This window comes from Achromobacter marplatensis, assembly GCF_002209535.1.
Lineage (GTDB): Bacteria > Pseudomonadota > Gammaproteobacteria > Burkholderiales > Burkholderiaceae_B > Achromobacter > Achromobacter marplatensis.
The window spans coordinates 245679-258259 of record NZ_NJIG01000004.1; the positions used below are offsets into that span (position 1 = coordinate 245679).

Genomic DNA, 12581 nt, shown 5'->3' on the forward strand with positions numbered 1-12581 from the left:
GCCGTGCTAGCTTGATCGGACGGCGCGCGCGCAGGCTTGCCGCGCCAATTCGCCCAGCACGCGGATAGCGGTGTCGTGGGCGGCGTCCCAGGGGTGGCCATAGTTCAGGCGCAAGGCGCTGGCGAACTGGCCGCTTGCCGAAAATATCGGGCCCGGCGCCACGCTGATGCCGCGCGCCAACGCATCGCGGTGCAGGGCCAGGGCGTCCACCGCGGCGGGCAGTTCCAACCACAGGAAGAATCCCCCTTGCGGACGCGTCACGCGCGTGCCGGCCGGGAACTCTCGTGCAATCGCGTCGGCCATGCGCTCTTGCTGCGCCTGCAGCGTTTCGCGCAGACGGCGCAGATGGCGGTCGTAGCCGCCTTGTTCCAGGTACTCGGCGATGGCGCCTTGCGCGGGGCCGGAGGCGGACAGGGTGGAGGTCAGCTTCAGCCGCTGCACGCGTTGCGTGTAGCGCCCGGCGGAGGCCCAGCCGATGCGGTAGCCTGGGGCCAGGCATTTCGAGAACGACGAGCAGTGCAGCACCAGCCCCTGCTTGTCGTAGGCCTTGGCGGGCACGGGCCGCGCGGCGCCGAAATACAGTTCGCCGTAGACGTCGTCTTCGATCAGCGGGATGTCGTGGCGCGCCAGCAATTCGACCAGTTGCCGTTTCTTGTCGTCGGGCATCAGGCTGCCCAGCGGGTTCTGGAACTGCGTCATCAGCCAGCACGCTTTGGGCGCATGCCGCTGGATGGCGGCTTCCATCGCGTCCAGGTCGATGCCGGTGCGCGGATGGGTGGGTACTTCCAGCGCCTTCAGCCCCAGCCGCTCCAGCGCCTGCAAGGCGCCATAGAACGTGGGCGCTTCCACGATGACGGTGTCGCCCGGCTGCGTGACCGCTTGCAGGCACAGGTTCAAGGCCTCTAGCGCGCCGTTGGTCACGACGATATCGCTGGCGGGCACGTTGATGCCGCCGATCAGGTAACGCAGTGCGATCTGGCGGCGCAGGCCCGGATTGCCAGGGCTCAGGTCTTCGACGGTATCCAGCGGGTTGTGGCGTTTCAGGTGCGAGGCCATCGCTTGTGCCAGCCGCGGCAGCGGAAACAGCAGGGGCGAGGGAAAGGCAGAGCCCAGCGGCGTCACGTCGCGGTTGCGCACGGAACCCAGGATGTCGAAGATGCGTTCGCTGATTGCCAGCTCGGTGGAGTCACCGCCAGGGCACGACGCGCCGGGTTCAGGCGGCAGGGATTCCGCGGGGGCGTGGACGTAGTAGCCCGAACGCGGCTGGGCGCGAATGAGGCCCTGGGCTTCAAGCAGGTAGTACGCCTGGAATACGGTGGAGGGGCTGACGCCGCGCGCGGCGCAGGCGTCGCGCACGGACGGCAGCTTGTCGCCCACGCGCATCACGCCGTCACGGATCGACTTGGCGATCTCGGCGGCAAGTGTTTCGTACAGGCTCACGGTGCCGCGTGGCGACGCGCGTTCATTTGCTGCTTTGCAGGATCGCCATGGCTTGGCGTTCCATGAACTCGCCCAGCGTATCGATCCCGCGCAGCTTGAGTATCGTGTTGCGCACGGCGGCCTCGACCAGCACCGCCAAATTGCGGCCGGCGGCCACTTGCAGCATCACCTTGCGCACGGGCAGGCCCAGCATGTCTTGCGTGATGTCCTGCAGGGGTAGGCGTTCGAACTTGTCTTGCGCGGTGGCGCGCACCAGATGCACGATCAGCTTCAGCCGCATCTTCCGGCGCACCGAGGTCTCGCCGAAGATGGTGCGGATGTCCAGCAAGCCCAGGCCGCGCACTTCCAGCAGGTTCTGCAGCAGCTGCGGGCAGTGGCCTTCGATCATGTTGGGGGCGGTGCGCGAGAACTCCACGGCATCGTCGGCCACCAGGCCGTGTCCGCGCGAAATCAGTTCCAGCGCCAGTTCGCTTTTGCCCAGGCCGGATTCACCGGTGATCAGCACGCCCAGGCCCAGCACGTCCAGGAAGACGCCGTGCACGGTGGTGGTGGGCGCAAGCTTCTTGCCCAGGTAGATGCGCAGCAGGTCGATCAGTTGCGCGGCCGCCACCGGGGTCGACAAGAGCGGCACCTGATGCTGGTCGCATTGGTCGACCAGGTCTTGCGGCGGCGTCAGTCCGTCGGCCAGCAGGATGGCGGGCACGCCGCCGATCAGCAGCTCGTCCATGTGGTGCATGCGGCGACGCAGGTCGAACCGCGTGTAGTACGCCAGTTCTTCCTGCCCGAACACCTGGATGCGCGACGGGTGGATCAGGTTCAAGTGGCCGACGAGGTCGGCTGCCGCCATGCCGTCATCGGGAATCGCGCGGTCAGCGGCGCCTTGGCCCGAGATCCAGTTGAAGGGGATTTTGTCGGCGTTGTCGTCGACGAGTTCCTGCACCGTGAGCATGGCAGCGTTTCCGCGGAGGGGTCAGAGTTGGCCGGTCGTGAGCATCTTGTGGACGATGGCCGGGTCGGCCTCCGTGGCCAGGGCCTCGCGCAATGCCTTGTTGGACATGAGTTGAGCGAGTTCGGCCAGGATGTCCAAGTGCTGCTGGGTGGCCGTTTCCGGCACCAGCAGGCAGAGCAGCATCGACACCGGTTGCCCGTCGGGCGCGTCGAAGGTGATGGGCTGCGCCAGGCGGATGAATGCCGCCAGCGCCTGCTCCAACCCCTTCACGCGGCCGTGGGGAACGGCTACGCCCTGCCCAAGGGCAGTGGAGCCAAGACGTTCCCGGGCAAACAGGCTGTCGAACACGAGCGCGCGTGCCAAGCCATGGTTGTTTTCAAAAAGAAGGCCAGCTTGTTCGAACGCCCGTTTCTTGCTCGTGGCGAGCATATCGAGCACGACGTTGCCGGCGGGTAGGATGCGCGACAAATGATTCATCGGATCATTATATGGTTATATGACGCAGTGCAATAAATTGGCCTTGCGCCGCGCCCATTGCGTGGGCGGACGACGGCACGGCAAGAGCGACAGCATAGACTGATCACGCGGGATTGTGGGCATTCCAGGGGGCAACGCGGTGTCCAAATGGCCGGATTCGGCCCGAAATGCCGGAAAACGACAACGCGCCTGCGATTCGCTGGAACAACCGGGAATTCGGGGACAAAGCTTCGTGGGGGAGTGACGCGGGAGGGGTAGTGCGGGGAGTTTGCCGATGCCCCGGCTGGACTGACGTCTAGCGGGACACCGGGACTTAGGCAGGATTTTTACAATCGCTGTTTAGCTTGATCGCCCAGGGCGAGTGATCATGAAGCGCATTACTGCTGGGGTGGCGAGAGGCTCGCCGCTTGCCGCTTCACGGACTCCGCTGAGTGACTTCGTACCTTGTCCTTGTGCTTGATGACCTGACGGTCGACTTTGTCAGCAAGAAGGTCTATGGCTGCATAGAGGTTTTCATCGGTTGCTTCACAATGAATGTCCTTACCGCTTAGACGCATGGTGATTTCGGCTCTATGCCGCAGGGGCTCTACTGAGAGCATGACCTGGGTATCGATGACGTGATCGAAATGCCGCAGCACTCGCGCCAATTTGTTCATGACATATTCCCGGATTGCCGGGGTGACGTCGAGGTGACGACCGCAGATGCTCAGGTTCATAGTGTGCTCTCCTTCTAAAAGAGAAAAAAGGGTGCGCAAAATGCGCGGTGAGGTCGTTAGGCGTTCTCCTTGATTGGGTGGCTTCGTTAAGTACTAGTGTATAGACTCGGGCCGATAAAACAAGCTGACCTAGCGCAAGAACATGGCATTTTTATGGCGGAGTCCCTGGGGCGTATTGTCCCTTGCCCGAGAGAGGGCTAGGGGTCTTCCCCAGGTGCCTGTTACATGCGGAAGTGCTCGCCCAGATAGACGCGGCGCACGGCCGGATCGCCCACGATTTCGTCGGGGTGGCCGTCGGTCAGCACCTTGCCTTCGCTGATGATGTAGGCGCGGTCGCAGATGCCCAGCGTTTCGCGCACGTTGTGGTCGGTGATCAGCACGCCGATGCCGCGGCCCTTCAGGAACCGCACAATGCGCTGGATTTCGATGACGGCAATGGGGTCGACGCCGGCAAAGGGCTCGTCCAGCAGGATGAAGCGCGGGCTGGTGGCCAGCGCGCGCGCGATTTCCACGCGGCGGCGTTCGCCGCCCGACAGCGAGATGGCGGCATTGCTGCGGATGTGGCCGATCTGGAGCTCTTCCAGCAAAGACTCCATCTGCTCGTTGATCTTGGGCGTGGACAGCGGGCGGCCGTCCTCGCCGACCTGCAATTCAAGCACGGCCCGGATGTTCTGTTCCACCGTCAGGCGGCGGAACACCGAGGCGTCCTGGGGCAGGTACGACAGGCCCATGCGCGCGCGCTTGTGGATCGGCATCGCCGTGATGACCGAGCCGTCGATTTCGATGCGGCCGGCGTCCGCGGGCACCAGGCCCACGATCATGTAGAAGCTGGTGGTCTTGCCGGCGCCGTTGGGGCCCAGAAGGCCCACGACTTCGCCGCTGACCACGGACAGGGAGACGTCCTGCACCACGGTCCGGCCGTTATAGGTCTTGCGCAAACCGGTTGCGCGCAGGCTGCCCTGCTTGACCCCCGAGGGGGCGGAGGTCACGGGGGTCGGCACAGAAGGTTGGTTCATCGTGGCTGCGAGTGGTGTTGCGTGGGGAGCGGCTTAGCGCCCTTTCTTGGCGGCTTGCTGCTTGCGGCATTCGGCGACTGCCGCGTCCGACTTGGCGCGCGGTTCGGCAACCGAGCGGACCCGGCCTCCGGCTGCGGCGGAATTGGGGCCGCCCTGGGCCTCGTACGTGCCGGTTTTCTCGTTGTAGCGTACCCGTTCGCCGCGAATCGTGTCGAACGGTTTTCCACAGACGTAACGGATAACGACGGCCTGGCCGATCAGGTCGAAGGTGCTCTTGGTGCCGTCGTATTCGGCGCGCAGGCCCTTGCCTTCGATCAGTTCGAAGGTCTCGGGGCGCTCCTGGCGGATGGTCACGACCTTGCCCTTGTTGGCGGTGGCCGTGCCGTATTGGCCGCCCTGGGCGTCCTCGTGCATTTCCAGCGTGTCGGAGGTCAGGGTCATCAGGCCGCGCGTCATGTTGACGTTGCCCGTGAAGACGCTTTGCTTCTTCACGTCGTCGTAGTGCAGGGTGTCCGACAGGATCAGCGTGCTGGGCTCCTCGGCGGGGGTTGCCGCCTTGCTGGCGCCGGCCGCGGGCTTGGCGGCGGCGTCCTGTGCGTGTACCGGCGCAAGCACCGATGCCGTCAGCAGGACGGCGCCAATCAGGCGGGTCGTCGGGGCAAGGAGAATCCGGAGGTCGGTCATGGTTTCTTCTGATCAGGGTTGTTGGCGGGTATCTCGGTCCGGCGCTGTTGCTTGCCTTCGGAACCGGCGATCTCGACGTCCGTCGACGCGGATACCTGCAATTGGCGTGTTTTGTTGTTGTAGTGCATGCCCTTGCCGTTCATGCGCGAACGGCCTTTGATGACTTCGGCGGGCAGGTCGGTAAAGACCACGTCATCATCGGGCAGGATAATCAACTGCTGGCTGCGCACGTCCAGCATGTCGTTGTTGGCGTCGGGCTGGCGATGCACGTGGGCGTCGCCGTTCATGACGATGCGCTTGCCGCCTTGCTCCATCACGGCGGTCTTCGAGACGCCCACCGTGATCGGGTTGGCTTCGCGCTGGCCCACCGCGCGGGGCGCGGTGATGTGGTACGAATCATCGTCCGGGAAGTGCTCGGCGTATTCGCCTTCCAGGCGGTTGATGGGGCGCCCCGACGGGTCGGTACGCAGCATCACGAAATTGCGCGACCACGCGTCCATCTCGTGCGTGAGGCGCCGCGGCGGGTCCACCTGGATGGCGCGCTGCGCGTAATCGGCCGCCCACCACGAACTGGTGACCAGCACCAGCAGGAGGAACAGCGCGATCAGTGAGGGGAAACGTTCTTTCATCAGGTTCGCCGCAACGGCGTATGCGTATTCAAGAGGGTCATTGGATGGCGCCCGGGCCTAACAGGCCTGGGGCCGCCAGGAACGCGCCCAGGCGCCCTTGCGAGGCCAGCAGCAGGTCGCAGCATTCGCGCACCGCGCCGCTGCCGCCGGATTGCGTCGATACCCAATGCGCCGCCTGGCTGACGTAGCCCGGGGCGTTGGGCACGCTGGCGGCGAAGCCCGCGCGCTGCATGGCCGGCAGGTCGATGATGTCATCGCCCATATAGCCGGTCTGGTTCAGTTGGACACCCAGGCGCTGCGCAAGTTCTGTCAGGGCGGCGCCTTTGTCGCGTACGCCCTGCGTGACTTCCGCAATGCCCAGTTCCGCGGCGCGGCGCGCCACGATGGGGCCCGAGCGGCCGGTCATCAGCGCCACCGTCAGCCCGCCTTCCATCAGCAGGCGCAGGCCGTGGCCGTCCAGTGCGTTGAAGCGCTTCTGCAGTTCGCCGCTTTCGCCATAGTAAAGGCTGCCATCGGTGAGTACGCCGTCGACGTCGAACACCATCAGGCGCACGGCCGCGGCGCGGTCGCGCACGGTGGCGGGGATACGGGCAAGGACCAGCGCTTCGGCCGGGTGAGTCACGGAAGCAGGAAGATTCATAGTCATACCACTTTAGCGGCCATCAGATCGTGCATGTGCAAGGCGCCGAGCAGCGCGCCGTCATTGTCCAGCACCAGCATATGGTTGAGCCGTTGTTCGTCCATTTGCTGGGCGGCCTCGACGGCAAGCGCGTCGGGGTTGATGCTGCGTGGCGACCGGGTCATGCCCGCCTCCACGGTCAGACTGCGGATATCGCCGTGCCGGGCGATCAGGCGGCGCAAGTCGCCGTCGGTGAAGATGCCCAGCGGGCGGTGCTGCGCGTCGGTCACGACCGTCATGCCCATGCCCTTGGCGGACATGACTTCCAGCGCCTGGGACACGGGGGTGCCGGCCAGCACGATCGGCAGGGCGCTGCCGTGGCGCATCACGTCGCGCACGTGGGTGAGCAGGCGGCGGCCGAGGGCGCCGCCCGGATGCGACCGCGCGAAATCCTGCGGGCCGAAGCCGCGGGCTTCCAGGCAGGCGACGGCCAGGGCATCGCCCAGGGCCAGCGCGGCCGTGGTGCTGGCGGTGGGCGCCAGGTTCAGCGGGCAGGCCTCCTGGGCCACGCTGCCGTCCAGGTGCACGTCGGCCAGCAGCGCCAGTTCCGATTGGGGGTTGCCGGTGATCGCCACCAGCTTGGCGCCCATGCGGCGCGCCACGGGCAGGATGGTCAGGAGTTCCTGCCCGGCGCCCGAATACGAGATGGCGATGACCACGTCATCCTGCGTGATCATGCCCAGGTCACCATGGACGGCCTCAGCGGCATGCACGAAAAAGGCGGGCGTGCCGGTCGAGGCGAACGTCGCCGCGATCTTGCGGGCGATATGGCCGGTCTTGCCGATGCCGGTGACGACCACGCGTCCGCGGCACGCCAGCAGCAGGGCGACGACCTGGGTGAAGGTGTCGTCCAGCCGCGCGGACAGGTCCAGTAGACCCTGACTTTCGATTTGCAGCGTTCTGCGCGCAGATGCCAGCGCGGTGTCGGACGATGTGGTGGGATGATCAGTCATGCGGCGATTTTAATATCAGTATGCGGGTTTGCCCCCGGCAGGGGCGTATGGCATCCTGGCGGCTGTTTTCAACGGCTTTCAATCCTTCTATCCAGGCCCGCTCCATGTCCAGCATTTCCAGCCCCGTCCTTGGCACGCCCCTGTCCCCCTTGGCCACCCGAGTCATGCTGCTCGGATCAGGCGAATTGGGCAAAGAGGTCATCATTGCCCTGCAGAGGCTGGGCGTGGAAGTCATTGCGGTGGACCGGTACGCCGACGCGCCGGGCCATCAGGTGGCGCATCGGGCACACGTGGTTTCGATGACCGACGCGGACGCCCTGAAGAAGATCATCGAACAGGAACGGCCGCACGTTATTGTCCCCGAAATCGAGGCCATTGCCACCAGTTTGCTGGTGGAACTGGAAGCCGCCGGCGTGGCGCGCGTCACCCCGACCGCCCGCGCCGCCCAACTGACCATGAACCGCGAGGGCATCCGCCGCCTGGCGGCCGAGACCCTGGGCCTGCCTACCTCGCCCTACAAGTTTGTCGATACCGAGGCGGAATTGCGCGCCGCTATCGATGGCGGCATCGGCTACCCCTGCGTCATCAAGCCGGTCATGTCCTCGTCGGGCAAGGGCCAATCCGTGATCAAAAGCGCGGATGACGTGGCGCAATCCTGGCGCTACGCCCAGGAAGGCGGCCGGGTTGGAGGGGGCCGCGCCATCGTCGAAGGCTTCATCCGCTTCGACTACGAAATCACGCTGCTGACCGTGCGCGCCCGCGGCGCCGACGGCAAGATCGAGACCCGTTATTGCGAACCCATCGGCCACAAGCAGGTCGACGGCGACTACGTCGAAAGCTGGCAGCCACACCCCATGTCGCCCGCCGCGCTGGCCCGCGCCCGGGAAATCGCCCTGGCGGTTACGTCCGACCTGGGCGGGCTGGGCATCTTTGGCGTCGAGCTCTTCGTGGCCGGCGATCAGGTCTGGTTCTCGGAAGTCAGCCCGCGTCCGCACGACACCGGCATGGTCACCATGATCACGCAGGCCCAGAACGAGTTCGAACTGCATGCCCGCGCGCTGCTGGGGCTGCCGGTGGACACCACCCTGCGCCAGCCGGGCGCCAGCAGCGTCATCTATGGCGGGGTGGACGCCGCCACGGTCACGTTCCACAACGTAGCCGAAGCGCTGACCGAATCCGGCACTGACATCCGTCTCTTCGGCAAGCCGGAATCCTTCGTGAAACGCCGCATGGGCGTGGGCCTGGCCGTTGCCGAGGACGTGGCGACCGCGCGCGCCAAGGCCAAGCGCGTATCCGCCGCCGTGTCGGTCAAGGCCGGCTGACGCCGGCGGGCCTGGCCCGTCCCCTTTAATTGCTGCCGGGGGCGCCGTCCTCCTTTACAGCCACCCGCCTCACAAGCCGGTGGCTGTCTGCATTGGGGCGCCTGCGGCGGTCATATCCGGTGGGTAACTTAGCCCGGGCGGCCCGCGGGGCAGGCTTGCGCCATTACCCCTGCGGGCAGTGTGGTTTGCGCTTTCTCACAGTTTGTTCGATAATTTCAGGAATTACTGAAAACGGTGTAACTGTGTATATCAGCCAAGCCGCTGTCCTGACCTGTTGGCGTCGATACTCATGGTTCTTACCCCCCAAAACGAACGTTTCGTGCTGCATTTTGGCGAAATGGGCAGCCGTTGGGGCGTGAACCGCACCGTCGGCCAGATCTACGCCTTGCTGTTCCTGCACCCTGAACCGTTGAACGCGGACGACATCGCCGAAACCCTCGGGTTTTCGCGTTCGAACGTCAGCCTGGGCTTGAAAGAGCTGCAGTCCTGGCGGCTGGTCAAGCTGATCCATCAAGTGGGCGACCGCCGCGACTACTTCGAGACGCCCAAAGACGTCTGGGAGATCTTCCGCATCCTGATGGAAGAAAAGCGCAAACGCGAAATCAATCCCACCCTTACCCTGCTGCGCGACACCCTGCTCGAGACCCCCTCGGGCCCCAACGACGCCTACGCGCAGCAGCGCATGACCGAAATGCTGGAGCTCATCGAACTGTCTTCCGGATGGTTCGATGAGGTTCAACGCCTGCCCCCGGAGACCGTACAAAAGCTCATGCGACTGGGTTCGCAAGTGCAGAAAGTGCTGGGCTTCGCCGGCAAATTGCGGGGCAAGAGCTAAATCCCCATGCGCCCCGATTTTTCAGGAAACCTCTATGAAGTTGTATCCATCGCCCGTAACATGGCGCGAGAGACGGCCTGGGAACCATGCCGGTTGCCGCGGCACCTCAACTGCTTGGGAGCGCCCCAATGATTGATCTCGACGTCGTAAATCTGTCGCGATTCCAGTTTGCCGCGACCGCGCTTTACCACTTCCTGTTCGTCCCTCTCACGCTTGGCCTGTCGTTCATCCTGGCCATCATGGAAAGCGTGTACGTCATGACCGGCCGCCCCATCTGGAAGCGGATGACGATGTTCTGGGGCACGCTTTTCGGCATCAACTTCGCACTCGGTGTCGCGACCGGCGTGGTGATGGAATTCCAGTTCGGTATGAACTGGTCCTACTACAGCCACTATGTGGGCGACATCTTCGGCGCGCCGCTTGCGCTTGAAGGGCTGATGGCCTTCTTCCTGGAAGCCACTTTCGTCGGCCTGTTCTTCTTCGGCTGGAACCGCATGTCCAAGGTCAGCCACCTGGTGGTGACCTGGTTGGTGGCGTTCGGCACGAACTTCTCGGCGCTGTGGATCCTGATCGCCAACGGCTGGATGCAGAACCCGGTGGGCGCGATCTTCAATCCCGACACCATGCGCATGGAGATGACCGACTTCGCGGCGGTGATCTTCAACCCGGTGGCCCAAGCCAAGTTTGTGCACACGGTCAGCGCGGGTTATGTTGCCGGCGCCATGTTCGTGATGTCGATCAGCGCCTGGTACCTGCTGAAAGGCCGTCATACCGACCTGGCCAAGCGTTCGATGGCGGTGGCCGCCAGCTTCGGCCTGGCCGGCGCGCTGTCGGTCGTGGTGCTGGGCGACGAAAGCGGCTACCTCACGACCGAACATCAGAAGATGAAGATCGCGGCCATGGAGTCCATGTGGCACACGGAACCCGCGCCCGCGTCCTTCAACCTGATCGCGATCCCCAACCAGGCCGAGCGCAAGAACGACTTCGCCATCGAGATCCCCTACGTCATGGGCATCATCGGCACGCGTTCCCTGACCACGCCGCTGCTGGGCATCGACGACCTGATCCTGCGTGCCGAGAACCGCATCCGCGACGGCATGGTGGCCTACGAGGCCTTGCAGAAGATCCGCGCCAACCCCAAGGACACGGATGCGCGCATGACCTTCGACAAGACCTGGCCGGACCTGGGCTACGCCTTGCTCGTCAAGCGCTACCAGGAAGACATGAGCAAGGTCACCGAGGCCGACATCAAGAAGGCCGCGGTAGACACCGTGCCCAATGTGGCGCCGCTGTTCTGGGCGTTCCGCATCATGGTGGCGGTGGGCATGTACCTGATCCTGTTCTTCGGCGTGGCCTTCTGGCTGGCGTCGCGCGGCCGGCTGGACAGCCGCCGCGGCCTGCTCAAGGTGGCGCTGTGGAGCCTGCCGCTGCCGTGGGTCGCCATTGAAAGCGGCTGGTTCGTGGCCGAATACGGCCGCCAGCCCTGGGTGATCGAAGGTGTGCTGCCGACGTACTACGCCGCATCCGGGCTGACGATTGCCGACCTGGCGATCAGCCTGGCTATCTTCCTGGTGCTGTACACGGTCCTCTTGATCATCGGCGTGAAGGTGATGTTGCACGCCATCAAGGCGGGTCCGAAATCCGATGGGCCGGTGGCGGGCAACGCCGCCGCCGATCCTGTGCGCGCCGCCGTGCGCGCCTGAGGGGGAGAAGCAGATGGATACCCTTATTCCTTTTGACTATGGCACCTTGCGCGTGATCTGGTGGGCGCTGCTGGGCGCCTTGCTGATCGGCTTTGCCGTCATGGACGGCTTCGACCTGGGCGTGGCCGCCTTGCTGCCGGTGGTGGCCAAGACTGACGCCGAGCGCCGCGTGGTGATCAACGTGGTGGGCCCGGTGTGGGAGGGCAACCAGGTCTGGCTGATCACGGCGGGCGGCGCGATCTTTGCCGCCTGGCCGCTGTTGTATGCCGCGTCGTTCTCCGGGTTCTACCTGGCGATGATGCTGGCGCTGATCGCGCTGATCCTGCGTCCCGTGGGCTTCAAGTACCGCAGCAAGATGGAAGGCACGCGCTGGCGCAACAGCTGGGACGGTGTGCTGTGCTTTTCGGGCGTCGTCGCCTCGCTGGTGTTCGGTGTGGCGGTCGGCAACATCATTCTTGGCGTGCCCTTCACGTTCCAGGGCTCGGCGCTGCGCATGGTGTACGAGGGGCATTTCTACCAGCTCTTCACGCCGTTCGCCCTGCTGTGCGGGGTGCTGAGCGTGGTGATGCTGGCCATGCACGGCGCGGTGCTGCTGGCCTGGCGCACGGAGGACCCGATTTCGTCCCGGGCCCGCAATTGGGGGCGCCTGCTGGCCTTGCTGACGGTGGCGCTGTTTGTGGCGGGTGGATTCTGGGTGGCGGGCGGCTTGAGTGGGCACGTCATTACCAGCGCGGTCGACATGAAGGGTCCGTCGGACCCCATGCTCAAGACCGTGACCGTGCAGACAGGCGCCTGGATGGCCAACTACGCGAAATGGCCGCTGATGTGGATCGCGCCCGCGTTGGGCGTGGCCGGTGCGGTGTTGGTGCTGCTGCTGTTGAGCGTCCGCGCGCACGTCCTGTCGTTCCTGGCGTCCGCGCTGTCGATCACCGGCGTCATCCTGACGGTGGGCTTCTCGCTGTTCCCGTTCCTGATGCCGTCGTCGACCAATCCCCAAGCCGGCCTGACCGTCTGGGACGCGTCGTCCAGCCACCTGACGCTGTGGATCATGGTGATCGCGGTGGCCATCTTCCTGCCGATCGTGACGCTCTACACCGCCTGGGTGTATCGCGTGATGCGCGGCAAGGTCACCCATGATTCCGTGGGCGACACGCCCAACTCTTACTGATAAAGGAGCC

General features: G+C 64.9%; 13 protein-coding genes. 4 read left to right on the plus strand and 9 right to left on the minus strand.

Translation table 11 applies throughout. The annotated features are described in order from the left end of the window. Nucleotides 1-6: 6 nt before the first annotated feature. The 9 genes from CEY09_RS11365 to CEY09_RS11405 all read right to left on the minus strand — a co-directional run bounded on the left by CEY09_RS11365 (nucleotide 7) and on the right by CEY09_RS11405 (nucleotide 7543). Nucleotides 7-1440, minus strand: a complete 1434-nt coding sequence (locus tag CEY09_RS11365; RefSeq protein ID WP_088588699.1) for an aminotransferase-like domain-containing protein — start codon at nucleotides 1438-1440, stop codon at nucleotides 7-9. Nucleotides 1441-1462: 22 nt separating this feature from the next. Further along, complete coding sequence (gene hprK, locus CEY09_RS11370) at nucleotides 1463-2389, minus strand: HPr(Ser) kinase/phosphatase (protein WP_006216298.1); 927 nt, start codon at nucleotides 2387-2389, stop codon at nucleotides 1463-1465. A 21-nt stretch (nucleotides 2390-2410) separates the two neighbouring features. Then, complete coding sequence (locus CEY09_RS11375; protein ID WP_006224727.1) at nucleotides 2411-2866, minus strand: PTS sugar transporter subunit IIA; 456 nt, start codon at nucleotides 2864-2866, stop codon at nucleotides 2411-2413. Nucleotides 2867-3243: 377 nt separating this feature from the next. Next, nucleotides 3244-3582: a ribosome hibernation-promoting factor, HPF/YfiA family gene (gene hpf, locus CEY09_RS11380; protein WP_006216296.1), complete on the minus strand. Its 339-nt coding sequence runs from the start codon at nucleotides 3580-3582 to the stop codon at nucleotides 3244-3246. A 221-nt stretch (nucleotides 3583-3803) separates the two neighbouring features. Beyond that, complete coding sequence (gene lptB / locus CEY09_RS11385) at nucleotides 3804-4598, minus strand: LPS export ABC transporter ATP-binding protein (RefSeq protein WP_088588700.1); 795 nt, start codon at nucleotides 4596-4598, stop codon at nucleotides 3804-3806. Between the two features lie 33 nt (nucleotides 4599-4631). Continuing rightward, on the minus strand, nucleotides 4632-5282 hold the full coding sequence (gene lptA / locus CEY09_RS11390) for a lipopolysaccharide transport periplasmic protein LptA (RefSeq protein WP_006224725.1): 651 nt from the start codon (nucleotides 5280-5282) through the stop codon (nucleotides 4632-4634). Next, nucleotides 5279-5911, minus strand: coding sequence for an LPS export ABC transporter periplasmic protein LptC (gene lptC, locus CEY09_RS11395; RefSeq protein WP_006224724.1), 633 nt, complete (start codon nucleotides 5909-5911; stop codon nucleotides 5279-5281). The genes lptA and lptC overlap by 4 nt, the downstream gene beginning before the upstream one ends. Before the next feature lie 37 nt (nucleotides 5912-5948). Continuing rightward, the gene (locus CEY09_RS11400) at nucleotides 5949-6557 is read right to left on the minus strand and encodes a KdsC family phosphatase (protein WP_081534199.1); all 609 of its coding nucleotides are present in this window, start codon (nucleotides 6555-6557) and stop codon (nucleotides 5949-5951) included. Next, on the minus strand, nucleotides 6554-7543 hold the full coding sequence (locus CEY09_RS11405) for a KpsF/GutQ family sugar-phosphate isomerase (RefSeq protein WP_006224722.1): 990 nt from the start codon (nucleotides 7541-7543) through the stop codon (nucleotides 6554-6556). The genes CEY09_RS11400 and CEY09_RS11405 overlap by 4 nt, the downstream gene beginning before the upstream one ends. A 104-nt stretch (nucleotides 7544-7647) precedes the next feature. Here CEY09_RS11405 and purT point away from each other — a divergent pair, with 104 nt between their 5' ends. From purT to cydB, 4 genes are all read left to right on the plus strand, one after another. Continuing rightward, nucleotides 7648-8865, plus strand: coding sequence for a formate-dependent phosphoribosylglycinamide formyltransferase (gene purT / locus CEY09_RS11410; protein WP_088588897.1), 1218 nt, complete (start codon nucleotides 7648-7650; stop codon nucleotides 8863-8865). A gap of 289 nt (nucleotides 8866-9154) precedes the next feature. Further along, nucleotides 9155-9700: a GbsR/MarR family transcriptional regulator gene (locus CEY09_RS11415; protein ID WP_088588701.1), complete on the plus strand. Its 546-nt coding sequence runs from the start codon at nucleotides 9155-9157 to the stop codon at nucleotides 9698-9700. A 128-nt stretch (nucleotides 9701-9828) separates the two neighbouring features. Next, the gene (locus tag CEY09_RS11420; RefSeq protein ID WP_006224719.1) at nucleotides 9829-11403 is read left to right on the plus strand and encodes a cytochrome ubiquinol oxidase subunit I; all 1575 of its coding nucleotides are present in this window, start codon (nucleotides 9829-9831) and stop codon (nucleotides 11401-11403) included. A gap of 13 nt (nucleotides 11404-11416) precedes the next feature. After that, complete coding sequence (gene cydB / locus CEY09_RS11425; RefSeq protein ID WP_088588898.1) at nucleotides 11417-12571, plus strand: cytochrome d ubiquinol oxidase subunit II; 1155 nt, start codon at nucleotides 11417-11419, stop codon at nucleotides 12569-12571. The last annotated feature ends 10 nt before the right edge of the window (nucleotides 12572-12581 follow it).